The organism is Streptomyces sp. NPDC001530 (genome assembly GCF_042894545.1).
Classification (GTDB): Bacteria; Actinomycetota; Actinomycetes; order Streptomycetales; family Streptomycetaceae; genus Streptomyces.
Genome location: NZ_JBIAVS010000004.1, coordinates 237276 through 259373, shown reverse-complemented (window position 1 = coordinate 259373; position 22098 = coordinate 237276). Strand labels below are relative to the sequence as shown.

Genomic DNA, 22098 nt, shown 5'->3' with positions numbered 1-22098 from the left:
TTCAACAGCCTTTCATTGCACGGGAGTTAGGCCTCATCTCTGATGCCTCATCAGCCGCCCTTGGTGTACGTCAGCGCCTCGCCCGAGTCCTTGTTCACGCGGCGCAGGCGGCCGTCCGAAAGGAGGGTGACCTCGGAGGCGGCGCCCGGGGAGCAGGAGGCCGGTTCACCCACGGTGACCTTGGAGGGGCCGATCTCCAGGGGGCCTTCGGCGCCCGGGGCCTCGGCCAGCTCGGCCTGGAAGACGCAGTGGTAGGTGCCGCTGCCGGCCGGGCCGTCCGCGGTGAGCGAGAGCACCGTGTCGCCCACCTCGCCCTGCTGGATGGTCAGTTGGCGGGTGTTGTGGCCCGTCGCGTTGTCGATACTGGTGTTCCAGGTGCCGAGGAACGCCTCCGGGATCGTGCCGGCGTCGGACGGCTGCGCGCTGGGCGACTCGGACGTCGGGGTCGTCGAGGACGGCTCCGACGTGCTCGGACCCGGCGTCGTGGACGCGCTCGCCGCCGGCGACGCCCCGGACTTGCCGTCGTCCTCGTCGCTCCCGCTGCCCCTCATCAGCGCGTACACACTGCCGCCCGCGCCGAGCGCGACGACCAGGGCCACGACGATCAGGACGGCGGTGGAGCGACTGTTTCCGCGCGCGGGTTCGGGCTGCTGTGGGACGACTCCGGGACCGTACGGCGGTGTCGCGCCGCCCGGGCCGTACGGAGAGGGGGCGACGCCAGGGCCGTACGGAGGTGTCGAGCCGTACGGGCCCGGCTGCTGGCCCCAGCCATTCTGCGGATAGCCGTACGCGGGGTGGGCGGTGCCCGGGCCGCTGGGCTGAGGGTGCTGCTGGGGGTAGCCGTACGCGGGGTGCGGGGTGGCGGGCGGGGCGGTCGGAGGGGGTGTCTGGCTCGCGCCCGCGATCATCGTGGGGAGGTGGTTGAAGGCGGCGGGCTGCCCGGGTGCGGGCGGGGTGGCGCCCTCCTCTGCCGGGGTGGGGGCGTGTTCGGGGGAGGCTTCGGGCGAGGCGGGGGTGGAGTCGGCGACCGGGGGCTTGGAGAAGTCCGGGACGGGGGCGTGGGCCTGGGGCGGGGCTGCCTGGGGCGGGGCTGGTGGCATCGGCGGTACAGCCGGGGCACCCGGCGCGGGAGCCGCACCCGACGCCTGCCCGCCCCCGTGTCCCTGTCCCTCGTCAGGGTTCTCCGTGTCCAGCAACTGCACGGCGTGCCGACCGAGTTGGGCCACCAGCGCGCTCGGCAGCCACGGGTCGCGGGTGCGACCGTCCGAGACGGTGTCCTCGGCGCCGGTGCGCTCCAGGATCTGGTCGAGGGTGGGCCGGGCGGCGGGGTCCTTGCGCAGACAGTCGCGTACGAGGTCGGCGAGGCCCTCGGGCAGGCCCTCCAGGTCGGGGTCCTCCTGCGCGATGCGGAACATCATCGCGTGCACACCGCTGTTGGTCGACCCGAAGGGAAGGGCGCCGGTGGCGGCGTACGCGAGGACCGAGCCGAGGCAGAAGACGTCGCACGCGGGCGTGATGCGGTCACCGCGGACCTGCTCGGGGGCCATGAAGCCGGGCGAGCCGACGAGCGCGCCGGTGCGGGTGAGGCCGCCGTCGGTCACGGTCTCCAGGGCGCGGGCGATGCCGAAGTCGATGACGCGGGGGCCGTCGATGGTGACGAGGACGTTCGAGGGCTTGAGGTCGCGGTGGATGAGCCCCGCGGCGTGGATGTCCTTCAGGGCGTGCGCGAGCCCGGCGGCGAGGATGCGGACGGAGCGCTCCGGGAGGGCGCCGTGGTCGTGGCCGACGACGGCCTGCAGGCTGGGCCCGGCGACGTAACCGGTGGCCACCCACGGGATCTCGGCCTCCGTGTCGGCGTCGAGGACGGGCGCGGTCCAGTACCCGCCGACCCGCCGCGCGGCCTGCACCTCCTGGCGGAAGCGCGCCCGGAACTCCTCCTGCTCGGCGAGCTCTTCGCGGACGAGTTTGACGGCGACGGTACGCCCCCGGTCGGACCGGGCGAGGTACACGTGCCCCATCCCGCCGGCGCCGAGCCGCGCCAGCAACCGATACGCCCCGATCTGCTGCGGATCCCCCGCCCCCAGCTTCTCCATGATCGTGCCCACCCTCCCCCGTACGTGTGCAACAGATCGAGGATAGTGCGGCCGTACAGGGAGGTGGATGGGGCGGTGTCTACGGTTCCGTAACAGGGTGTGCCGATTCCGTGACGTCTTCGAGCACAGCCGCCAGCCGCTCCAACACGCGTACGGTCTCCGCGAACCCGTCCTCGCCGAGCGCCTCCGCGAGCCGGTCGGCCAGGGCCGCGTGGCCAGGGCCGATCTTGGCGATCGCGGCGCGTCCGTCCTCTGTCGGGGACAACAGCTTGGCGCGGCGGTGGGCGGGGTTGGGCAGATACTCGGCGAGCCCCTTCTCCACGAGCAGGTCGGCGATCCGCTGCACGCTCTGCCGCGTGATGCCCATCGCGCGGGCGATCCCGGAGACGGGCAGGGGCTCGCGCAGGACCGCGCCGAGCACCTGCCACCAGGCGGCGGTGAGTCCGGCCGGCCGGGCCAACTCGTCGGCGACGGCCAGGAATTGGCCGTTCAGCCGGAAGACGCCGAGCGCGCTGCGGCTGAGCAGGTCCTGGCGTTCGCGGCTCACTGTCCCGCCTTCTCGAGGACGGCGTACGCCTCCGGGTCCGAGTCGTGGAACAGCCGGTACCAGGCGTCCAGCACCTCGCCCTCGTACACGCCGAGGAGCTGGAAGACCTCGCGGGCGAAGGCGACGGGTTCGGTGGGACCGGCCGTGACGAGCTTCCCGTCGGTGACGGCGTCGACGTCCACGTACCGCTCACCGCCCGCGTACCCGGTGGCGGCGAGGTAGAAGGACACGGCGCTGGTGTGGTCGCGGTCGTCGAGCAGGCCTTCGCGGGCGAGCCCGGCCGTCGCCCCGCAGATCGCGGCGACGGGCACGCCCGCGTCGAGGAACGCGCGGGCCTTGCGGGCGAACGGTGCGAGATCGTCGCTGGTGTCCCAGAGATCGGCACCGGTGAGGATCAGCAGGGAGCTGTCCTCGGGGCGGACGTCGTCGAGGGCGAGGTCGGGCTGGATCCGGACCCCGCCGATGGTGGTGACGGGCTCCCGGGTGGGACCGACTGTCCGGATCTCATACCCGGCACGGGCGAGATACGCGGTCGTGTGCCCCGTCTCCCAGTCGGCGAAGGTGTCGTAGACGGCGAGGTGGACGGGCTGACGCGCGGGCTTGCGGCTGGTCTCGGTGGCGGCGTTCATGGCTCCTCCTCGGGCAGGCCTCAGCTTATGTAAGCATGCTGTCAACTCGACAGCATGCTGTCAATATTCCCTACGATCCCCGGGGGGTTCCGGGTGGTTCCCTGGTCGCCAAGCCCGACAGACTGTCGCGGAAAGCCCCCGACCACAGACAGGACGCCGATATCGCGTCCACTCCGTGGACATTTACGCTCGCCGCATGACCCCTCAGCCCAACCCCCAGGTCGGCGCCGCCGTGAAGGCCGCGGACCGTGCGCATGTGTTCCACTCCTGGTCCGCGCAGGAGCTCATCGACCCGCTCGCCGTCGCCGGCGCGGAGGGGTCGTACTTCTGGGACTACGAAGGCAAGCGGTATCTGGACTTCACCAGTGGGCTCGTCTTCACCAACATCGGGTACCAGCACCCGAAGGTCGTCGCCGCGATCCAGGAGCAGGCCGCAACCCTGTCCACATTCGCGCCCGCCTTCGCCGTCGAGGCGCGGTCCGAGGCCGCCCGGCTGATAGCCGAGCGCACCCCCGGCGACCTCGACAAGATCTTCTTCACCAACGGTGGCGCGGAGGCCGTCGAGAACGCCACGCGCATGGCCCGGCTGCACACCGGGCGGCCGAAGGTGCTCTCCGCGTACCGCTCGTACCACGGGGCCACCTCCACCGCGATCAACCTCACCGGTGACCCGCGGCGCTGGCCGAACGACAGCGGTGCGGCGGGTGTCGTCCACTTCTGGGCGCCGTTCCTCTACCGCTCGCCCTTCCACTCGGACAGCGAGCAGCAGGAGTGCGAGAGGGCGCTGCAGCACCTCGAGGACACGATCGCCTTCGAGGGTCCTGCGACCATCGCGGCGGTGATCCTGGAGACGATTCCGGGTACGGCGGGGATCATGACGCCGCCGGCCGGATATCTGGCCGGGGTGCGGGAGATCTGCGACCGGTACGGGATCGTCTTCGTCCTCGACGAGGTCATGGCGGGGTTCGGGCGTACGGGCAAGTGGTTCGCGGCGGACCACTTCGGCGTGACGCCGGACCTGATGACCTTCGCGAAGGGCGTGAACTCCGGGTACGTGCCGCTCGGCGGTGTCGCGATCTCGGGCGCGATCGCGGAGACCTTCGCTCGTCGGCCCTACCCCGGCGGGCTCACGTACTCCGGGCACCCGCTGGCCTGTGCGGCCGCCGTCGCCACCATCAACGTGATGGAGGAGGAGGACATCGTCGGGCAGGCCGCGCGGATCGGTGAGACGGTTCTCGGGCCAGGGCTGCGGGATCTCGCCGAGCGGCACCCCAGTGTCGGTGAGGTGCGCGGTACGGGGGTCTTCTGGGCCCTGGAGCTGGTGAAGGACCGGGAGACCCGGGAGCCGCTCGTTCCGTACAACGCGGCGGGTGAGGCGAACGCTCCCATGGCCGCGTTCGGCGCCGCCGCCAAGGCGCAGGGCCTGTGGCCCTTCATCAACATGAACCGCACCCACGTCGTGCCGCCCTGCAACATCACCGAGGCCGAGGCCAAGGAGGGCCTGGCGGCCCTGGACGCGGCCCTGACGGTGGCGGACGAGCACACGGCGTGACGGCGGGGGGTTTCTTCGCCCCCTCCGCCCCTGCCCGTCCCGTATCTGGGGGCTGCGCCCCCAGACCCGCCTAAAAGATTGCGCAGTTCCCCGCGCCCCTTCAGGGGCGCGGGGAACTGCGCGACAAGCCCCCACCCACCCGCAGCCGAAGGGCTGGTACGGGACGGGCAGGGGCGGAGGGGGCGAAAAAACCATCCACCAACCCCCACCGCGTAAGGTGGCGTGCTCGGAGTGATACGCGTAGAACCGACCACGTACCCACGCGATGGGGGAGCGAGAGACCATGCCCGGCAGCGGCGGCAATGGGGCCGTAACCCGCAGCACCCTGCGGCAGCAGATCGCGGACGCGCTCCGTGACGAGGTGCTCGCAGGCCGTCTCCAGCCGGGCCAGGAGTTCACGGTGAAGGAGATAGCCGACCAATACGGCGTCTCCGCGACCCCTGTCCGCGAGGCCCTGGTCGACCTCTCGGCCCAGGGCCTCCTGGAAGCGGACCAGCACCGCGGCTTCCACGTGCACGAGTACTCCCCCGCCGACTACCGCGGCATGATCGAGGCCCGCAGCCTGGTCACGGACGGCATGTTCCACAGCCTCGCCACCCGCGGCATATCGCAGCTCAACGACCCCCGCGCCATCGCCGCCCTCGCCGGCGTCCGCCGCCGCGGCGAGGAGGCCCAGCGCGCCGCCACCGCCGGCGACCTGAACATCCTCATCGGCTACGACCTCCGCTTCTGGCGCGAGCTCAGCGGCCTCTTCGGCAACCCCTACCTCGCCGACTTCCTGCACCGGCTGCGCGTCCAGTCCTGGGTCTGCACGGTCCAGCACCTGCGCCACGTCGCCGACCTGAAGGGCCACCTGTGGTCCGGCCACACGGAACTCGTGGACGCCCTCGCCCGCCGCGACCCGGAGGCGGCCCACGCGATCATCACGGCGTACAACGCGCACTCGCTGGCCCTGATCGAGCGCCTGGCCTCAGGTTCCGGCCCGTCGGGCGTTTGAGGACGAGCCCTTCGGGCGATCGGGGGTTTGAGGGCGGAGCCCCCAGGAGCACACCACCCCCGGCCCACCGGGATCCGGAGTTGTGCACCAGGCCCTTCCCAAGACCGCCGCGCGCATTACGCTGCCCTGACCACCGTGCACCCAAGGAGCAAGAGGAGCCGTCTGTTGGCCTGTGACCTGTGGTTGGTCCCGCTCGTCGACGTGCTGTGCCACACCCCCGACAACCCCTTCGCCGAGGAACTCGCGCTCTACGACAAGGTGCTGGCCGAGGCCGGACTCCCCCCGGTCCCGGTGTACGCGTACATGCCGGGCCTCTCCGGCGACGTGGCCCCGGTCGCGGGCTTCGACTACGACGCGTTGCACTTCCTGCGCCGCGCGTACCTCCTCCAGATGTGCGGGCTCGCGGTGACGCCGGTGGACGAACTGGGCGGCGACTACGAACAGTTGCTGGAGATGTTCGAGACGAACGCCCAGCAGTCGCACCTGGTCTGGCACTACGACCACGCGGGTGCGTACGTCCCCGTCGACTTCCCGCACCCCCTCGCCAACGACGAACTCCTCGCGGGCGGCGGCCCCCTCGGCTCCTCTCAGACCCTCCTGCGCGAACTCGAATTCGTCGCCCCGTCGATCGGCATCGACCCGGCGAACCCTCCCGCCGCCCCGGCGCCCCCCATGGCCCCCACCGAGCTGGAGGAACCGGCCGCCCCCGCCCCCTTCGACGCCAGCCCCTTCGCCCGCGAACGCCACGTCTGGCTGGGCCTGCACGCCGCCGCGACCCGCAGCCTCGCCCAGGGCTCGATGATCATCTTCAGCTGAGCCGGTGCGGGGCCGCGCTGCGCGCAGCCCCGCAATCTCCTCCGTCAGCTCTGCTCGACGATGCGGATCGTCCGGATGCCTGTGCCCCGGTACCGGGTGGGCGTCCGGGTCAGGACGGGACGGCCGCGTGGCCACTCGACGGCGGGCAGGGCCAGGTGCAGCACATGGGCGCCGCTCCAGTCCGGCTCCACCTTGGCCCCCTGATCCTCATCCCCTGAGGCCGCCGTCCGCAGCCGCTTGCCCACGGCGGTCGCCGCCGCGAAGTCGAGCCCCTCGATGTTCACCGACGGCAGCGCGCCGACGTGCTCGGCGACCCCCGCCCGTTCCCGCTCGGCGGCGGCCAGACTGAGCGCCGGGATGTAGACCCGCAGGGCGGGGTCCTTCTCGGCCTCGACGACGAGGCGGGAGGCCATGCTGTTCCCCGCGCCCAGCGCGAGCGCGGCCGTGTCGTCGAAGATGACGGCACGCGGCAGCGGGTACTTGTCCCTGCCCTGGGAGTCCGTCACTGGACCTCCCCGATGCGCCCGGCCTCAAGGTCGGCCCACAGCTTCTCGCCGGCCTTCTCGTCCTCTTCCGTGTACGGCCTGCCGAGGAAGTGCTCCTCCACGTACGCCTTGATCTCCTCGTACCGCTTGCGCAGCTCTTCCTTCGTGGGCGTCGCCCCAGCCAGCTCCGCCACGAGGTCCCGCATGCTGATACCGCGCTCCCGGGCCAGCTCCTGCAGGCGGTCTCGGACGGCGGGGTCGACCTTGATCGTGGTGTCAGCCATGAGGACAGTATACCGACGGTATACCGCCTCCGGGCGTACGAGTGTGACGGTCAGCGACACTCCGTTTCTCTTGAGGGACCCGGCCTCGCGGACGCGAGCCGGGAGTCTTTGCGGCCCTACGCGGGCGCCGCCCGCCCGCTCAGCAGCGCGCGGGCCAGTGCGCCGCCCCGCCGCGCGGCATCCCGGTAACCGGGCGCCCCGGGTTTGCGGATCTCGGCGGTGCTGCGGATCTCAACGGTCGTCACTGCGGCGGCCGCCGGCTCAGGGGCAGCCGGGCGCTTGCGGCGCAGACGGTTCTCCACGAGGGCGCGGGGCGAGTGCACGCGGGACGGCAGTCCCTGCGTCAGCGCCGACCGCACCTGGGCGCTCGTCGCGCCCAGGTCCCACCACTCCTCCACCAGCGGAGCGAGCCGCAGCGCCTCGGCGGCGCCGAGCGCGAGCCGGGGTTCGGCACGGCCGAGTGAGCCGAGCAGCTTCGCGGCGAGCGCCGTGCGCTCGCCGATCGACGGCGACAGCACCTCGGGCGGCGGGGAGGGAGGTTCTTGTTCCCCGGTCTTTTCTCCCGAAGGGAGAGGGCCCGAGACGGCGGAATCCGACTCACCGGAGGCCCGGTTCTGGATTTTTTCGGGTTCACCCGGAGCGGGCTCGTCGTCGTACGGGGTGTCGAACACCTCGTACACAGTGGAGAGTTGACCGCTCTCGGGGTTCTTGCGGAGCACCCTCCGCAGATACCGGGATTCCTCCAGCTCACGGAGGGCGGCGGAGATCCGCGCCCGCCCCTCGCTGCGCTGCTCGGCGAGCGTACGGATGGTGGCGCGAGAGCCGTTCGGGAGGCTGAGGAGGTACGTCAGTACGCCTACCGCGAACCAGGAGATGCTCCGGTCGCGGAGAAGGGCGTTGGCGAAGACGGAAAAGGCGCGCGTGGGCGTCGTACGATGAATACGCATCGGGAGTGGTAGCTCCTGGTGTCGAGCCCCCGGGTGTTGGCGCACCGCGGGGGCGTTCTTTGTTGCCGGTGACTCTATGGGCACTCAGAGCGACGAATGCAAGCCGGAACTGCCTTTTCCCAGGCGGAAGTTCGCGTTCTTCACCCTTGGGGGTGAACCGGGCGCGACCGTGTCAGCTGGAGTAACGCCACTCCAGAGCCTGGAGCGCCGAACGCAACAGCAGAGTGTGTACGAGGCGGCCGTCGACGCCGGGGCGATGCCGCCAACTCAGCGGCCACGTCTGCCCATTGAGGGCGGGCACGGGGACGTACGACACGCGGCTCGGGCCCGCCGTGAGCCTCGTGACCTCCTCCGGCCACGCCCGGTGCGACGTGCTCCCGACCGGCACCAGGAAGTACACCGAGCGGCGCCCGCTCGCCTCCTCGACCACCGGGCCGGGATCACCGCCCGTCATCCGCGCGAGCGCGTCCGCGAGGGTGCGGCCGTCGTCGCCGTCGACGCGCAGTGCGTCGAACTGGACGCCTGCCTTGCGGAGTTGGATCCCCGAGAGGGGGATCCAATCAGGGGTAAGTGGGGGCTCGCCGAGGTTTACCTCGTCACTTTGCGTATCCATGGAGACAGTTTCAGGAGGTAGGGCTAGCGTTTTCCATGACTCTGCGTCGTCGGTCGATCACGGTCGGGCGGGAGCGGGGGCGAGTTGAGACCAGTTGAGTTCGGTTGAGTCCCAAGGGGTGACCGCAATGGCGCGGGCGGAGAACAAGGTGGAGGCAGGCGGGACGACTCATCTCGTAGCCGCCCTGGCGAGAGCCCTGCGTGAGCAACAGCAGATCTCCCAGGAGCAGTTGGGCAAGAGGATCGGCTACACGGGCTCGGCGATCAGCGCCATGGAGACCTGCGCGCAGCCCGCGAGCGACCAGATGCTCGTCAAGCTGGAGGAGACGATCGGCGGAGGGCTCGGAGTCTTCGAGAAGGCCCGCACGTTCGTCCTGCTGGACAAGTACCCGCCGCAGTTCAAGGACTTCTCGCTGATGGAGGCGCGGGCGGTGACGTTGTCCTCGTACCAGACGTACGTGGTCGATGGTCTGTTCCAGACCGAGGCGTACGCTCGGGCGCTGATCGGCGGCGGCTTCCCGAAGCTGCCCGAGGGCAAGGTGGAGGAACTGGTCGAGGCCCGCATGGCTCGCAAGGCCCTCTTCGACCGCGACCCGACCGCCATGATCGAGCTGATCCTCGACGAGGCTGTGCTGCGGCGGCCGTTCGGGAGCTGGGAGATCCTGCGCGGGCAGTTACGCTCCCTCGCCGAAAATGCCGAACGCGACAACGTGAGCGTTCAAGTGCTGCCGCTGGAGCGGGGTTTGCGCGGCGGCCACGCGGGCGCGCGTGGTGACATGAAACTGGTGGAGACTGAGGAGCATCACCACGTTGTGTACATGGAGATCGAGGACGAGAGCCACCTCGTCAGCAATCCCGTCAAGGTGGCCCAACTCTCGCACCGCTATGCGAAGATCCGCACACAGGCTCTGAGCCCGGACGACTCTCTGAGCCTCATCCAGCGGTTGGCAGGAGAAGAGCGGACATGACCAGCACACTGCGGTGGTTCAAGTCGAGCTACAGCGACAGCGGTGGCGCTGACTGCGTCGAAGTCGCGTACGCCTGGCGGAAGTCGTCGTACAGCAACGACAGCGGCGGCGACTGCGTCGAGATAGCCGCCTGCCCCCACAGCCCCCGGGCCATCCACATCCGCGATTCAAAAACCCCTGGCGGCCCAACCCTCACCGTCACCGGTGAAGCCTGGGCCGCGTTCCTCGTGGGTCAGGCTCAGGCCTGCTGAGCCGCGAGCCGCTTCGCGCGGGTGCGGCAGGCGATCGCGAGTCCGGTGAGAGTGAGGGCGAGGGCGCACACTCCCCACACGGCTACCGCCGGGTTGATGTACGACGGGATGACCGCTTCGACCGTGCGTCCGTCACTGGTACGGCAGCCGAAGTGCAGCGGGATGTACGAGGGGTCGTAACCGGTGAGATGTCCTGTGCCGACCGCCTTGTTGCACGCCTGGGACTGGTCCGTGTCGTCGTAGAAGACGAGGTGGAGGACCCCCCAGGTGTACATGCCGACCATCCCGGCCCAGGCCAGTACCGCGGCGGACTTGACGGCCGCCACCGTCGTCCCGGCGGTCCTGGCACGGAACAGCAGCCTGACCCCGTATACGACGAGCCATGGCGTGGCGACGAGGCCGACCAGAGTCAGCAGGAGTACGGCGGTGCCGTCGTGGCCGGCGTACGGCTGGTCTCCAGACATCACACGCTTCCCTCTGTCACAAACTCAGGTTGCGGTTCAGCCCTTGCAGTACAGGCCGGACTGGATGATCCGGGCGAAGTTCGCGGACGGCACCGTGTCGTTGTTGAGTCTCGCGTACTTCGACGCCAGCGTGGACAGCGTGGTGGGGCCGAAGGTGTCGCCGTGCGCTCGGCCGCCGGTCGCTGCCGCCGTGCGCGGTGATCACCATAGGCACAGCACGATTGCCAACGGCAAGTAAAATCAGGCGAGTTGGGGCTCTGCGGCGTAAAGACGCCACCGCGGCCGATGCCCTCCGGCAGGAGGACATCGGCCGCGGTGAGCGGTTCGACGGCATGGCGGGCATGACAACGCCCCCGGGTCGGCCGAAGCCTCACCGGGGGCGCGTGAACTGCCGTACCAGCCGCGCTGGATGGCCGTACTAGATGAACGAGTTGATCTCGATCGTCTCGTCGCGGCCCGGGCCGACACCGATCGCGGAGATCGGCGCGCCGGACATGTCCTCCAGAGCCTTGACGTACGCCTGGGCGTTCTTCGGGAGGTCCGCGAAGGTCTTGGCCTTCGTGATGTCCTCCGACCAGCCCGGGAGGGTCTCGTAGACCGGCTTCGCGTGGTGGAAGTCGGTCTGGGAGTACGGGAGCTCCTCGACGCGCTTGCCGTCGATCTCGTACGCCACGCAGACCGGGATCTCCTCCCAGCCGGTCAGGACGTCCAGCTTGGTGAGGAAGAAGTCGGTCAGGCCGTTGACGCGGGTCGCGTAGCGGGCGATGACCGCGTCGAACCAGCCGCAGCGCCGGTCACGACCGGTGGTCACACCGCGCTCGCCGCCGATCCGCCGCAGCGCCTCGCCGTCCGCGTCGAAGAGCTCCGTGGGGAACGGGCCCGAGCCGACGCGGGTGGTGTACGCCTTGAGGATGCCGATGACCCGGCTGATCTTGGTCGGACCGACACCCGCGCCCGTGCACGCCCCACCCGCGGTCGGGTTGCTGGACGTCACGAACGGATACGTACCGTGGTCGATGTCGAGGAGCGTGCCCTGGCCGCCCTCGAAGAGCACGACCTTGTCCTCCTCCAGCGCCTTGTTGAGGACCAGGACGGTGTCCGCGACGTACGGCTTGAGCCGGTCCGCGTAGCCCAGCAGCTCCTCGACGACCTGGCTCGCCTCGATGGCGCGACGGTTGTAGAGCTTGGTGAGCAGCTGGTTCTTGACCTCGAGGGCCGCCTCGACCTTCTGGGTCAGGATCGACTCGTCGTAGAGGTCCTGGATGCGGATGCCGACGCGATTGATCTTGTCCGCGTACGTCGGCCCGATGCCGCGTCCCGTCGTACCGATCTTCCGCTTCCCGAGGAAGCGTTCCGTCACCTTGTCGACAGTGACGTTGTACGGCGTGATGATGTGAGCGTTTCCGCTGATCAGGAGCTTGGAGGTGTCGACGCCGCGCTCGTTCAGTCCGTTCAGCTCGGAGAACAGGACCGACGGGTCGACGACGACTCCGTTTCCGATCACCGGAGTGCACTCCGGCGTGAGGATTCCGGAAGGGAGGAGGTGGAGGGCATACTTCTGATCGCCCACGACTACCGTGTGGCCGGCGTTGTTGCCGCCCTGGTAGCGCACCACATAATCCACAGATCCACCGAGCAGGTCGGTGGCCTTTCCCTTGCCTTCGTCACCCCACTGAGCACCGAGCAGCACAAGTGCGGGCACAGGCGTACACCCCTTCCGGGCGGGGCATGTCCAAGGTCGGGGACGTACGCGGCTGCCTTTTCGAGTGCGGCTGCGTACGCCGGCGACCACCTTTGGCCGCGACCGTCGGACCGGATGCCCCGGAATAGACGAAGCCCCTGGCGCAATAGCGCAAGGGGCTCTTGCACCAAGATGCTACCCGAGGAAGCGAGGCATGACCGAGGTGGCGGCTTCCGACCAGCTCCTGGTGGTCATCGACCCGGTCGCCCGTCGTACGGACGGCGAGTCTGTACGGATCGCGAAAGACGTGCTCAGCGCGGGTGCGGCGACGAAAGTGTGCCTGCCCGAGGGGCCCGAGGAATTCGCCCGGGCGCTGGCCCGGAGGGGCTCTCGGCGGCCCGTCGTGGTCGGCGACGACCGGGCTCTGCTGCGGGCGGTGTCCCTTCTGCACCGGCAGCGGGAGCTCGCGATGTGCGGGCTGTCGTTGGTGCCGGTGGGGGGTGTGCTGTCGCTGGCACGGTCCCTGGGCGTGCCGACCGGGGCCGTGGCCGCGGCGCGGGCCGTCCTCGACGGGGCCGAGCGGCGGCTCGACCTCCTCGTGGACGACAGCGACGGCGTCGTCCTGAGCGCCCTCCGCATCCCTCCCGTCCTGTCCCCAGGCCCCTCGGGGGCGCCGGCCCACCCCTGGCTGCGCACCTGCCAGTCCCTGGTCCGCACGCTGGCCGCGCGGCCGCCGCGGCTGGCCTCCGTGCCCGGGCCCGGGCCCTCCCGGCTCCGTGTCGAGGTCGACGGGGTCACGGTCGTCGACCTCGACCAGCCTGTGGAGGCGGTGTCCGTGACGCCGGGCTTCCTGGCGGGCGGTGCGGAGGTCGAGGTCCGGCCGGTGTCCGTGGGCGCGGAGGCGTCGCCCCTGCGGGCCGTGGGACGCCGGGTCACCGTCTCCGGGGCCGATTTCCGGTATCGGGCGGATTCTGTGGTGGCCGGGCCTGTACGGACTCGGACGTGGACGGTGCGGGAGGCGGCGTGGGGGTTGACGTTGCCGGTGGCGTGAGGGGTGGGTTCGCCCCCTCCGCCCCTACCCGTCCCGTACATGATCCTTCGGCTGCGGGTGGGCGGGGGCTAGTCGCGCAGTTCCCGCGCCCCTTCAGAGGCGCGGGGAACTGCGCAGTCTTTCAGCGGGGGTCTGGGGGCGCAGCCCCCAGCGCCGTGTCCGACTCGTCCTTCAGGGCCACCCCCGTGGCGCCCAGCTCGCGGGCCCGCCGCATCAGGGTCGCCAGCTTGGCGGCAGCCGCACCGTGGGTGAGACCGAGCGGCGGGCGGATGTTGGAGAGGCAGTTGCGGTCGGCGTCGGTGGTGTGGCCGGGGCGGGGGGCGTATGTGAGGTAGGCCCCCAGGGAGTCCGCGGCCGACATGCCGGGGCGTTCACCGATGAGGACCACCACCAGCGTGGCCCCCAGGGCGTCCGCGATGTCGTCCCCGAGCGCCACCCGTGCCTGCTCGGCGAGGACGACCGGCGCGACCCGCCAGCCGGCAGGAAGCAGCGCCGCCGTCTCGCGGATCACCGCCGCCGCGTGGTCATGGACCGCCCTGCTGGACAGCCCGTCCGCGACCACGAACACCACGTCCCAGTCGTCACGGGGCAGATGCGCACGATCGATGTCATCGAGCCGCCGCCCCAGATCGGGACGCTGAAGGTACGTGAGCCGGTCGGGCGCGGCACTCCGCACCCGTATCGTCGGCACGCCCGTCAGCGCGGCCGCCACCGCGTCCGGATCGAACGGCGAGTGCACCGCGTCCCGCGCGGCAGCGTGCGCCGCCTGCAGTTCGAGCCGGTGCCGCGTGGGCAACCCCGACCCCGCACGGCCGAGCCCGATCCGCGCCTGGGTATGGCGGCGGAGGGACGCCCACAGGGCGGCGTCGGAGGACTCGGGCGCCACCAAAGCCCGTACCAGCGTTGCCAGTTGACGGTCCGCCATGCTGCCTTCATCCATCCCGCTCACGCCGCTATCTCCTTGCCGATCGTCATCAGCGGGTGCGCCGTACCCGACACATCCCTGATCCCGCCCCCGGCGTCCAGCAGCCCGATCCGCTCCAGCCACGCCTCGAACTCCGGTGCCGGGCGCAGCCCGAGGACCTCGCGCAGGTACAACGCGTCGTGGTACGAGGCCGATTGGTAATTGAGCATGATGTCGTCGCCGCCCGGCGTGCAGATCACGAAGGAGGCGCCCGCGACGCCGAGCATCGTCAGCATGGTGGCGATGTCGTCGTCGTCCGCGTCGGCGTGGTTGGTGTAGCAGATGTCCAGGCCCATCGGCAGGCCCAGCAGTTTCCCGCAGAAGTGGTCTTCCAGGGCCGCCCGCAGAATCTGGCGGCCGTCGTACAGGTACTCCGGGCCGATGAAGCCCACGACCGTGTTCACCAGCAGCGGGTCGTAGCGGCGGGCCACCGCGTACGCCCGCGCCTCGACCGTCTGCTGGTCCACCCCGTGGTGCGCGTCGGCGGACAGCGCGCTGCCCTGGCCGGTCTCGAAGTAGAGGGCGTTCTGGCCGACGGTCCCCCGGCCGAGCCCCTTGGCGGCCTCGTACGCCTCGTCGAGCAGCCCGAGGGTGACCCCGAAGGACGCGTTCGCGGCCTGCGTACCGGCGATGGACTGGAAGACGAGGTCGACCGGGGCGCCGCGTTCCATCAGGTCGATGCTCGTCGTCACGTGGCACAGCACGCAGGACTGGGTGGGGATGGAGTAGCGCTCGATCACCCCGTCAAGGAGCTCCAGCAGGTCACATACGGCTTTCGGGCTGTCGGTCGCCGGGTTGATGCCGATCACCGCGTCGCCGGAGCCCAGCAGGAGTCCGTCGAGCAGGGCCGCCGCCACGCCCGCCGGGTCGTCGGTGGGGTGGTTCGGCTGGAGGCGGGTGGCGAGCCGCCCCGGCAGGCCGATCGTGGAGCGGAAGGCGGTGACCACGCGTACCTTGCGGGCGACGGCCACCAGGTCCGCGTTGCCCATGAGCTTGGAGACGGCGGCCACCATCTCGGGCGTGAGCCCGGGGGCCAGCGCCGCAAGACTCCCGGCGTTCGCCGCATCCGACAGCAGCCACTCCCGGAACTCCCCGACGGTGAGCCCGGAGACGGGCCCGAAGGCCACCGCGTCATGGCTGTCCACGATCAGCCGGGTCACGTCGTCGTCCTCGTACGGAATCACCGGCTCGGCGAGGAACCGCGCGAGCGGCACCCCGGCCAGCGCCCACCGCGCCGCCACCCGCGCCTGCGCGGACTCGGCGGCGAGCCCGGCGAGCCGGTCGCCCGACCGCTCGGGGCTTGCGGCGGCGAGCAGCGACGCGAGGCCGGTGAAGGTGTGGTTCCGGCCGCCGAGGGTGGCGGTGTAGGTGCTCATGACGGCGACCGTACGAAGGGGGACGGCGCCGGGTCCACGCCCGTCCGGAGAGTTAACGCAGACGTTCGTTCGCGCCGCGTTCCAGCCGCGTTCTAAAGGTCTGGTTGACAAACATTTAACGCCCGGATCTGCTGGCCGACTCATTCGCCCAGCAGGATTCCGGCTCGTCGCACACCACCGATCACCGTCTGAGTGCATGAGGAAAGGGGCCACCCGATGGCAGTACAAGAGGGCGTGGCCCCTGGGGCGCCGGCCACGACGGACGAGCCCGGAGGCACCGTCCACCGGCTCAAGCCGAACGCGATCGGTTTGCTGGGCGTGGTCTTCATGGCCGTCGCCACCGCGGCCCCGATCACCGCCATGACGGGCAACGTGCCATTCATGGTGTCGGCCGGAAACGGCATCGGCGCCCCCGCCAGCTATCTCGTGGCAATGGTCGTCCTGGCGATCTTTGCGGTCGGCTTCACCTCGATGGCGAAGCACATCACCTCCACCGGCGCCTTCTACGGCTTCATCTCCTACGGCCTCGGCCGCACCGCCGGCCTCGCCTCGGGGCTGCTCGCGACCTTCGCGTACGTCGTCTTCGAGCCGGCCCTGATCGGCATCTTCTCGACCTTCGCCACGGGGACGCTGAAGGACCAGACGGGGGTGGACGTCCCGTGGTGGGCGTTCGCGATCCTGATGCTGGCCATCAACGCCACGGGCACCTGGTTCGGCGTCTCGGTCGCCGAGAAGCTGCTCGTCGTGCTGCTCGCCACCGAGGTCACCATCCTCGCCGCGATGGCGATCTCGGTCGCCCTGCACGGCGGCGGCCCGCACGGCTTCACCTTCGGCCCGGTCAACCCGGTCAACGCCTTCAAGGGCACCAGCGCCGGACTCGGCCTCTTCTTCGCCTTCTGGTCGTGGGTCGGCTTCGAGTCGACGGCGATGTACGGCGAGGAGTCCCGCGACCCGAAGAAGATCATCCCCAAGGCGACGATGATCTCCGTCCTGGGCGTAGGCGTCTTCTACGTCTTCGTCTCCTGGATGGCCATCACCGGCAACGGCGAGGCGGAGGCGGTCAAGGCAGCCTCGTCCGCGAACCCCTTGGCGCTGTTCTTCAACCCCACCGAGCACTATGTCGGCCACTGGGCCGTCGACGTCATGCAGTGGCTGATGATCACCGGCTCGCTGGCCTGCGGCATGGCCTTCCACAACTGCGCCGCCCGCTACATGTACGCGCTGGGCCGCGAGGGCGTCCTCCCGTCCCTGCAGAAGACCATCGGCCGCACCCATCCCAAGCACGGCTCCCCGCACATCGCGGGCCTGGTCCAGACGGTGGTCAGCGCCGTCCTGATCGGCGCGTTCTGGGTCGCCGGCAAGGACCCGTACACCGGTACGTACGTCCTGCTCGCCATCCTCGGCACCATGGCCATCCTGATCGTGCAGGCCGTCTGCTCCTTCGCGGTCCTCGCCTACTTCCGCACCCACCACCCCGAGAGCAGGCACTGGTTCAAGACCTTCACCGCCCCGCTCCTCGGCGGCCTCGCGATGCTCGGCGTGGTGGTCCTGCTGGTCTCCAACATGGGCGCCGCGGCCGGCACCGAGTCCGGCTCGCTCATCCTGAAGTCCACGCCCTGGATCGTCGCGCTCATCGCGGTGGGCGGAGTGGCATACGCGACGTATCTGAAGCGCCGGTCTCCGGAGCGGTACGCGCTGCTGGGGCGGACGGTCCTGGAGGAGACCAAGGAGCGTTAGCGGCAAGGGAGTTGTATGGCCTTCGGCCGGGGCGTGCGGTTCAGCCCTGGCCGAAGGTCTTGTCGCGGTGGAGCCGCCAGCGCTCCATCATGGCCTCCAACTCCGACTCCATGAACTCGAAGAAGGCGAGGGTCTCCGCGAGCCGGCGGCCCGCCGGAGTGTCGGCGCCCAGGCTGGTGACGCCCTCGCGCAGCGCGTCCTCCCAGCGCTTGATGATCGCCTCGCGATTGGTGAGCGCCTCGTACCACTGGTCGCTGTGCACCCGGTACCGCTCCCGCCGCGAACCGGGCTCCCGCTCGCGCGACACCATGTGCACCTGCGCCAGATAGCGCACCGCGCCGGAGACGGCGGCGGGGCTGATCTGCAGCTGCTCGCCCAGCTCGACGGAGGTCATCGCACCGGTGTCGGAGGCGAGCAGCGCCCCGAAGACACGGGACGGCATCCGCGGCATCCCGGCCTCGACGAGCTGCGCCGCGAAGTGCTCCACGAACCGCGAGACCGCCTCCGCGTCCCGCCCCACCGCCTTCGACTCCGTCATGCCCCGATCATCTCCCCTGCTCAGCGACCGACCATGAGTCTATCGGGCATTTATAGGCTTCCTTAACTTCACAAGTTTCTGAAAGAAGCGTACGTTCTGAAGCATGACGAAGGCAATCACCGTCTCCGGACTGCACAAGTCGTTCGGTAAGACGCATGCGCTCGACGGCCTCGACCTGGACGTCGAGACCGGTGAGGTACACGGCTTCCTCGGCCCGAACGGCGCCGGGAAGTCCACCACCATCCGGGTCCTGCTGGGCCTGCTGCGCGCCGACTCGGGCGCCGCGCAGATGCTGGGCAAGGACCCCTGGACGGACGCGGTGGAACTGCACCGCCGGGTCGCGTACGTCCCCGGCGACGTGACGCTGTGGCGCAACCTCTCCGGCGGCGAGGTCATCGACCTGTACGGGCGCCTGCGCGGAGGCGGCCTGGACAAGGCGCGCCGGGCGGAGCTGATCGAGCGGTTCGAGCTGGACCCCACCAAGAAGGGGCGCACGTACTCGAAGGGCAACCGCCAGAAGGTCGCCCTCGTCGCCGCCTTCGCCTCGGACGTCGACCTGCTGATCCTGGACGAGCCCACCTCCGGCCTCGACCCGCTGATGGAGGAGGTCTTCCAGCGGTGCGTGGAGGAGGAGCGCGCACGCGGCAGGACGATTCTGTTGTCCTCGCACATTTTGAGCGAGGTCGAGGAGCTCTGCGACCGCGTCAGCATCATCCGCAAGGGCCAGACCGTCGAGAGCGGCTCGCTGGCCGAGCTGCGCCACCTCACCCGGACGAGCGTGACCGCCGAACTCGCGGGCCCGCCCAACGGGTTGGCGTCGCTGCCCGGGGTGCACGACGTCGACGTCCAGGGCAAGCGGGTGCGGTTGCAGGTCGACACGGACAAGCTGAACGCCGTACTGCGCTCCCTCACGGACTCCGGCGTACGGTCGCTGACGTCGACCCCGCCGACCCTGGAGGAGCTGTTCCTGCGGCACTACCAGGAGGACGTGCCCGCGGGTGAGGGGGCGATGGCGCGATGACCGCCGCGACCTTCGCCGTCCGGACCGGAGGCTCCCGTCACCTGGCCGGAACGGGCACCCTCCTGAGGTTCGCGCTGCGCCGCGACCGGCTGATGATGCCGCTCTGGGTCGGCGTGATCGGCCTGCTGGTGGTCTCCCTGCCGAACTCGCTGAAGACCGTCTACAGCACCCCCGCCGAACGCGCCGACGTGGCACGGCAGATGCTCACCAACAGCTCCCTGCGCGCCACGTACGGGCCGGTGTTCAGCGACTCGCTCGGCGGACTCACCGCCTGGCGCATCGGCGGCTACGCCGGGGTGTTCGCCGCGATCATGAGCTTGCTCATCGTCGTACGCCACACCCGCGACGAGGAGGAGAGCGGGCGCCAGGAACTCATCTCGTCGGCGATGGTGGGGCGCCGCGCCCCGCTGACAGCCGCGCTACTGGCGGCATTCGTCGCGAACGGCGTGCTCGCGCTGCTGATCGCGGGTGGGCTCGCGGGGCAGGGCGGCGCCGGGGCGCTGGCGCTCGGGCTCGCCGTCGCCGGGGTCGGCATGGTCTTCGCCACGATGGCGGCGATCGTCGCCCAGCTGACGGAGAGCGCGCGGCTCGCGAAAGGGCTGACGGGCGGGCTGCTCGGCGCGGCGTTCGTCCTGAAGGCGGCGGGCGACTCGGCGTCGAACGACGGATCGCATGTCCTGACGTGGATCTCGCCGGTCGGCTGGCTGGAAGAGCTGAGGTCCTTCGCGGGCGAACGCTGGTGGGTACTGCTGCTGTTCGTCGCCGCGGTCGCCGCGCAGGGCGCGGTGGCGTACGAGCTCGCCGGGCGGCGCGATGTCGGCATGAGCTTCCTGCCGACGCGGCCGGGGCCCGCCTCGGGGCGACTCGGTACGGCCGGGGCGCTGGCCTGGCGGTTGCAGCGGGGCGCCGTGCTCGGCTGGAGCCTCGGGTTCCTCGCCGCCGGGGCCGCGTTCGGCGGGATGACGAAGGGCGCCTCGGATCTGGTCGGGAACAACGACAAGACCCGCGAGATCATCGAGCGGATGGGCGGGCAGGCCGGGATCACGGACGCGTTCCTCGCCACGATGGTGGGGATGCTGGGCATGGTCGCCGCGCTGTACGTCGTCTCGTCCGTGCTGCGGCTGCACGGTGAGGAGACCTCGCAGCGGGCGGAGCCGGTGCTGGCGAACGCCGTCGGGCGGCTGCGCTGGGCCTTTGGCCATCTCGTCATCGCCTTCGGCGGTGCGGTGCTCATCATGGTGCTCGGCGGGGTCGGCCTCGGCCTCGGCTACGGCGCCGAGCTCGGGCCCATCCTCGGCGCCTGCCTCGTCCAGGTCCCGGCCATCTGGACCCTGGGCGCCCTGGCCGTCCTGCTGCACGGCCTCTCTCCCCAACTCGCCCCCGGCGCCTGGGCCGCCGCAGGCCTCGCCCTCCTCCTCGGCTGGATCGGCCCAGCCCTCAACATCCCCCAGTCCGTCATGAACCTCTCCCCCTTCGGCCACCTCCCCAAGCTGCCGGGCAGCGACATGACCTGGACACCGGTGGTCGTCCTTACAGCAATCGCGGCGCTACTGACCGCGGTGGGGGTGGCGGGATTGCGTCGGCGGGACATGAGTACGTGAGGGCGGCTGGGGGGAACTTTTGCCGGCCGGGGCTGGAAAGTCTTAGCCCGTCCGGCGTTTGAGGACGAGCGCGAAGCGCGATACGGGGGTCTGGGGGCGGAGCCCCCAGGTATGGGACGGGTAGGGGCGGAGGGGGCGAAAAACCAGCCCACCTCCGACCGTCGCCGTCGCCGTCGTCAGAGCGTCACGTTCAAGGACTCCAGGCCCCGGATCACGAAGTTCGGCTTGCGGGTGGGGGCTGCCGCGAGGGTGAGGGTGGGGGCCTGCTCGAGCAACGCGGCCATGGACGCGGCGAGTTCGATACGGGCCAGCGGCGCGCCGATGCAGTAGTGGATCCCGGCGCTGAAGGAGATGTGGGGATTGTCCGTGCGGGAGAGGTCCAGTTTCTCCGGGGTGGCGAAGACCTCGGGGTCACGGTTCGCGGAGCCGAAGAGCATCGCGATCTCCGCCCCCCGGGGGATCGTCGTACCGTCGATCTCGATGTCGTCGAGAACCCACCGCTCGAAGAGCTGAAGCGGCGTGTCGTAACGCATCAACTCCTCCACCGCCGTGGGAATCAGGGAGTGGTCCGCACGCAGGGCGGCCAGCTGCTCGGGGTGGCGGAACAACACCCACCAGCCGTTCACCGTGGCGTTCACCGTCGCCTCGTGCCCCGCGTTCAGAAGCAGGACACACGTGGAGATCATCTCCTGCTCGGTCAGCCGGTCACCCTCGTCATGCGCCGCGATGAGCCCCGAGACCAGATCGTCCCCGGGCTCCTTGCGCCGGACCTCGATCAGCTCCCGGAGGTACTCGGTGAACTCGACCGACGCCCTGACCGCCTTCGCCGCCGTCTCCTCCGACGGGTTCAGCTCATACATCCCGCAGATGTCCGCCGACCAGGGACGCAACGGCGCCCGGTCGGACTCCGGAATGCCCAGCATCTCGGCGATCACCGCCACCGGCAGCGGCTCGGCGACATCGCTCAGCAGATCACCGCCGCCGGCCTCCACCAGACCGGCGACCAGCTCACCCGCCAGCCGGTCGACGTACGGCTTCAACTGCTCGACCGTGCGCGGCGTGAACGCCTTCGACACCAACCGCCGGATGCGCGTGTGATCCGGAGGCTCCAGGTCGAGCATCCCGTGGTCGTTGAGCACATGGAACGGTTCCTGCTCGGCCGGCGGCGCCGTCCGCCCGAAGTCCTCGTGCGTGAACCGGTGCTGATACGTCCGGCCCAGGCGCCGGTCCCGCAGCAGTGCCGACACATCCGCGTGATGCGGCACCAGCCACTGGTTGGTGGGCTCGTAGTAGTGCACCCGGCCCCGCGCACGCAGCTCCTCGTACGCCGGGTACGGGTCCGCCACGAACGCCGGGTCCCACGGGTCGAAGGCCTGCGGAGTCTCCAAAGCTGCCATGAACGGACGCTAGCCCGACGCACCCCCCTCTGAACAGGGGCGTCTCGACGAGCGGCCCCTTGCGCGGTCCCCTACGCCCCCCGTCCG

23 protein-coding genes are annotated in these 22098 nt (G+C 70.4%); 10 read left to right on the top strand and 13 right to left on the bottom strand.

The genetic code is table 11. The features are described from left to right. Positions 1 to 50: 50 nt before the first annotated feature. The 3 genes from ACFY0T_RS09150 to ACFY0T_RS09140 form a co-directional block, all read right to left on the bottom strand. Positions 51 to 2093, bottom strand: a complete 2043-nt coding sequence (locus ACFY0T_RS09150) for a protein kinase (protein WP_388866356.1) — start codon at positions 2091 to 2093, stop codon at positions 51 to 53. A 79-nt stretch (positions 2094 to 2172) separates the two neighbouring features. Beyond that, positions 2173 to 2640, bottom strand: coding sequence for a MarR family winged helix-turn-helix transcriptional regulator (locus ACFY0T_RS09145; RefSeq protein WP_388866353.1), 468 nt, complete (start codon positions 2638 to 2640; stop codon positions 2173 to 2175). Continuing rightward, on the bottom strand, positions 2637 to 3269 hold the full coding sequence (locus tag ACFY0T_RS09140) for a type 1 glutamine amidotransferase family protein (RefSeq protein ID WP_388866350.1): 633 nt from the start codon (positions 3267 to 3269) through the stop codon (positions 2637 to 2639). The genes ACFY0T_RS09145 and ACFY0T_RS09140 overlap by 4 nt, the downstream gene beginning before the upstream one ends. Positions 3270 to 3465: 196 nt before the next feature. Here ACFY0T_RS09140 and ACFY0T_RS09135 point away from each other — a divergent pair, with 196 nt between their 5' ends. The 3 genes from ACFY0T_RS09135 to ACFY0T_RS09125 all read left to right on the top strand — a co-directional run bounded on the left by ACFY0T_RS09135 (position 3466) and on the right by ACFY0T_RS09125 (position 6634). Next, on the top strand, positions 3466 to 4821 hold the full coding sequence (locus tag ACFY0T_RS09135) for an aspartate aminotransferase family protein (RefSeq protein ID WP_388866347.1): 1356 nt from the start codon (positions 3466 to 3468) through the stop codon (positions 4819 to 4821). Between the two features lie 283 nt (positions 4822 to 5104). Continuing rightward, positions 5105 to 5818, top strand: coding sequence for a GntR family transcriptional regulator (locus ACFY0T_RS09130; protein WP_388866343.1), 714 nt, complete (start codon positions 5105 to 5107; stop codon positions 5816 to 5818). A gap of 165 nt (positions 5819 to 5983) precedes the next feature. Further along, the gene (locus ACFY0T_RS09125) at positions 5984 to 6634 is read left to right on the top strand and encodes a hypothetical protein (RefSeq protein ID WP_388866340.1); all 651 of its coding nucleotides are present in this window, start codon (positions 5984 to 5986) and stop codon (positions 6632 to 6634) included. 44 nt (positions 6635 to 6678) lie between these two features. On the opposite strand, the gene ACFY0T_RS09120 is transcribed toward ACFY0T_RS09125, so the two are convergent. From ACFY0T_RS09120 to ACFY0T_RS09105, 4 genes are all read right to left on the bottom strand, one after another. Then, a complete protein-coding gene (locus ACFY0T_RS09120; protein WP_388866337.1) occupies positions 6679 to 7140 on the bottom strand; it encodes a hypothetical protein in 462 nt (153 codons plus the stop codon). Beyond that, positions 7137 to 7403 carry a hypothetical protein gene (locus ACFY0T_RS09115; protein ID WP_388866334.1) on the bottom strand — a complete coding sequence of 89 codons (267 nt, stop codon included), beginning with the start codon at positions 7401 to 7403 and terminating at the stop codon, positions 7137 to 7139. The genes ACFY0T_RS09120 and ACFY0T_RS09115 overlap by 4 nt, the downstream gene beginning before the upstream one ends. 116 nt (positions 7404 to 7519) lie before the next feature. Continuing rightward, entirely contained in the window at positions 7520 to 8350 is an 831-nt protein-coding gene (locus ACFY0T_RS09110) for a hypothetical protein (protein WP_388866331.1), read from the bottom strand. 172 nt (positions 8351 to 8522) lie between these two features. Next, positions 8523 to 8963, bottom strand: a complete 441-nt coding sequence (locus ACFY0T_RS09105) for a hypothetical protein (protein WP_388866330.1) — start codon at positions 8961 to 8963, stop codon at positions 8523 to 8525. 127 nt (positions 8964 to 9090) lie between these two features. Here ACFY0T_RS09105 and ACFY0T_RS09100 point away from each other — a divergent pair, with 127 nt between their 5' ends. Continuing rightward, a complete protein-coding gene (locus tag ACFY0T_RS09100; RefSeq protein ID WP_388866327.1) occupies positions 9091 to 9930 on the top strand; it encodes a helix-turn-helix transcriptional regulator in 840 nt (279 codons plus the stop codon). Further along, positions 9927 to 10181, top strand: coding sequence for a DUF397 domain-containing protein (locus ACFY0T_RS09095; RefSeq protein ID WP_388866324.1), 255 nt, complete (start codon positions 9927 to 9929; stop codon positions 10179 to 10181). The genes ACFY0T_RS09100 and ACFY0T_RS09095 overlap by 4 nt, the downstream gene beginning before the upstream one ends. On the opposite strand, the gene ACFY0T_RS09090 is transcribed toward ACFY0T_RS09095, so the two are convergent. Further along, the gene (locus ACFY0T_RS09090) at positions 10169 to 10645 is read right to left on the bottom strand and encodes a hypothetical protein (protein ID WP_388866323.1); all 477 of its coding nucleotides are present in this window, start codon (positions 10643 to 10645) and stop codon (positions 10169 to 10171) included. The genes ACFY0T_RS09095 and ACFY0T_RS09090 overlap by 13 nt on opposite strands. A 43-nt stretch (positions 10646 to 10688) precedes the next feature. Between ACFY0T_RS09090 and ACFY0T_RS09085 the strand changes: the two genes are divergently transcribed. Continuing rightward, entirely contained in the window at positions 10689 to 10883 is a 195-nt protein-coding gene (locus ACFY0T_RS09085; protein ID WP_388866320.1) for a hypothetical protein, read from the top strand. Positions 10884 to 11063: 180 nt separating this feature from the next. On the opposite strand, the gene ACFY0T_RS09080 is transcribed toward ACFY0T_RS09085, so the two are convergent. Further along, complete coding sequence (locus tag ACFY0T_RS09080; protein ID WP_388866317.1) at positions 11064 to 12347, bottom strand: adenylosuccinate synthase; 1284 nt, start codon at positions 12345 to 12347, stop codon at positions 11064 to 11066. 193 nt (positions 12348 to 12540) lie between these two features. Between ACFY0T_RS09080 and ACFY0T_RS09075 the strand changes: the two genes are divergently transcribed. Beyond that, a complete protein-coding gene (locus tag ACFY0T_RS09075) occupies positions 12541 to 13377 on the top strand; it encodes a diacylglycerol kinase (RefSeq protein WP_388866314.1) in 837 nt (278 codons plus the stop codon). A 121-nt stretch (positions 13378 to 13498) separates the two neighbouring features. Here the strand turns inward: ACFY0T_RS09075 and eutC are convergent, their stop codons facing one another. After that, positions 13499 to 14302 (bottom strand): ethanolamine ammonia-lyase subunit EutC, encoded by an 804-nt coding sequence (eutC, locus tag ACFY0T_RS09070; protein WP_388867036.1) that lies wholly within the window; start codon positions 14300 to 14302, stop codon positions 13499 to 13501. A 20-nt stretch (positions 14303 to 14322) separates the two neighbouring features. Next, the gene (locus ACFY0T_RS09065) at positions 14323 to 15717 is read right to left on the bottom strand and encodes an ethanolamine ammonia-lyase subunit EutB (RefSeq protein WP_388866312.1); all 1395 of its coding nucleotides are present in this window, start codon (positions 15715 to 15717) and stop codon (positions 14323 to 14325) included. A 216-nt stretch (positions 15718 to 15933) separates the two neighbouring features. On the opposite strand from ACFY0T_RS09065, the gene ACFY0T_RS09060 reads away from it, so the two are divergent. Continuing rightward, on the top strand, positions 15934 to 17454 hold the full coding sequence (locus ACFY0T_RS09060; protein ID WP_388866309.1) for an APC family permease: 1521 nt from the start codon (positions 15934 to 15936) through the stop codon (positions 17452 to 17454). 40 nt (positions 17455 to 17494) lie between these two features. Here ACFY0T_RS09060 and ACFY0T_RS09055 read toward each other — a convergent pair whose 3' ends face one another. Continuing rightward, the gene (locus ACFY0T_RS09055; RefSeq protein ID WP_388866306.1) at positions 17495 to 17992 is read right to left on the bottom strand and encodes a GbsR/MarR family transcriptional regulator; all 498 of its coding nucleotides are present in this window, start codon (positions 17990 to 17992) and stop codon (positions 17495 to 17497) included. A gap of 103 nt (positions 17993 to 18095) precedes the next feature. On the opposite strand from ACFY0T_RS09055, the gene ACFY0T_RS09050 reads away from it, so the two are divergent. Further along, entirely contained in the window at positions 18096 to 19013 is a 918-nt protein-coding gene (locus tag ACFY0T_RS09050) for an ATP-binding cassette domain-containing protein (protein ID WP_388866303.1), read from the top strand. Next, on the top strand, positions 19010 to 20614 hold the full coding sequence (locus tag ACFY0T_RS09045) for an ABC transporter permease (protein WP_388866299.1): 1605 nt from the start codon (positions 19010 to 19012) through the stop codon (positions 20612 to 20614). Before ACFY0T_RS09050 ends, ACFY0T_RS09045 begins: the two co-directional genes overlap by 4 nt. Positions 20615 to 20790: 176 nt before the next feature. Here the strand turns inward: ACFY0T_RS09045 and ACFY0T_RS09040 are convergent, their stop codons facing one another. Beyond that, on the bottom strand, positions 20791 to 22011 hold the full coding sequence (locus ACFY0T_RS09040) for a cytochrome P450 (RefSeq protein ID WP_388866296.1): 1221 nt from the start codon (positions 22009 to 22011) through the stop codon (positions 20791 to 20793). Positions 22012 to 22098: the final 87 nt, after the last annotated feature.

What these genes read in the sequence shown, in the direction of transcription:
- ACFY0T_RS09075 (WP_388866314.1), top strand. Translation starts at nt 12,541, where the DNA reads ATGACCGAGGTGGCGGCTTCCGACCAGCTCCTGGTGGTCATCGACCCG.
- eutC (WP_388867036.1), bottom strand. Translation starts at nt 14,302, where the DNA reads ATGGCGGACCGTCAACTGGCAACGCTGGTACGGGCTTTGGTGGCGCCC.
- ACFY0T_RS09100 (WP_388866327.1), top strand. Translation starts at nt 9,091, where the DNA reads ATGGCGCGGGCGGAGAACAAGGTGGAGGCAGGCGGGACGACTCATCTC.
- ACFY0T_RS09105 (WP_388866330.1), bottom strand. Translation starts at nt 8,963, where the DNA reads ATGGATACGCAAAGTGACGAGGTAAACCTCGGCGAGCCCCCACTTACC.
- ACFY0T_RS09130 (WP_388866343.1), top strand. Translation starts at nt 5,105, where the DNA reads ATGCCCGGCAGCGGCGGCAATGGGGCCGTAACCCGCAGCACCCTGCGG.
- ACFY0T_RS09140 (WP_388866350.1), bottom strand. Translation starts at nt 3,269, where the DNA reads ATGAACGCCGCCACCGAGACCAGCCGCAAGCCCGCGCGTCAGCCCGTC.
- ACFY0T_RS09090 (WP_388866323.1), bottom strand. Translation starts at nt 10,645, where the DNA reads ATGTCTGGAGACCAGCCGTACGCCGGCCACGACGGCACCGCCGTACTC.
- ACFY0T_RS09150 (WP_388866356.1), bottom strand. Translation starts at nt 2,093, where the DNA reads ATGGAGAAGCTGGGGGCGGGGGATCCGCAGCAGATCGGGGCGTATCGG.
- ACFY0T_RS09040 (WP_388866296.1), bottom strand. Translation starts at nt 22,011, where the DNA reads ATGGCAGCTTTGGAGACTCCGCAGGCCTTCGACCCGTGGGACCCGGCG.
- ACFY0T_RS09110 (WP_388866331.1), bottom strand. Translation starts at nt 8,350, where the DNA reads ATGCGTATTCATCGTACGACGCCCACGCGCGCCTTTTCCGTCTTCGCC.
- ACFY0T_RS09065 (WP_388866312.1), bottom strand. Translation starts at nt 15,717, where the DNA reads ATGAGCACCTACACCGCCACCCTCGGCGGCCGGAACCACACCTTCACC.
- ACFY0T_RS09115 (WP_388866334.1), bottom strand. Translation starts at nt 7,403, where the DNA reads ATGGCTGACACCACGATCAAGGTCGACCCCGCCGTCCGAGACCGCCTG.
- ACFY0T_RS09060 (WP_388866309.1), top strand. Translation starts at nt 15,934, where the DNA reads ATGGCAGTACAAGAGGGCGTGGCCCCTGGGGCGCCGGCCACGACGGAC.
- ACFY0T_RS09095 (WP_388866324.1), top strand. Translation starts at nt 9,927, where the DNA reads ATGACCAGCACACTGCGGTGGTTCAAGTCGAGCTACAGCGACAGCGGT.
- ACFY0T_RS09055 (WP_388866306.1), bottom strand. Translation starts at nt 17,992, where the DNA reads ATGACGGAGTCGAAGGCGGTGGGGCGGGACGCGGAGGCGGTCTCGCGG.
- ACFY0T_RS09045 (WP_388866299.1), top strand. Translation starts at nt 19,010, where the DNA reads ATGACCGCCGCGACCTTCGCCGTCCGGACCGGAGGCTCCCGTCACCTG.
- ACFY0T_RS09135 (WP_388866347.1), top strand. Translation starts at nt 3,466, where the DNA reads ATGACCCCTCAGCCCAACCCCCAGGTCGGCGCCGCCGTGAAGGCCGCG.
- ACFY0T_RS09050 (WP_388866303.1), top strand. Translation starts at nt 18,096, where the DNA reads ATGACGAAGGCAATCACCGTCTCCGGACTGCACAAGTCGTTCGGTAAG.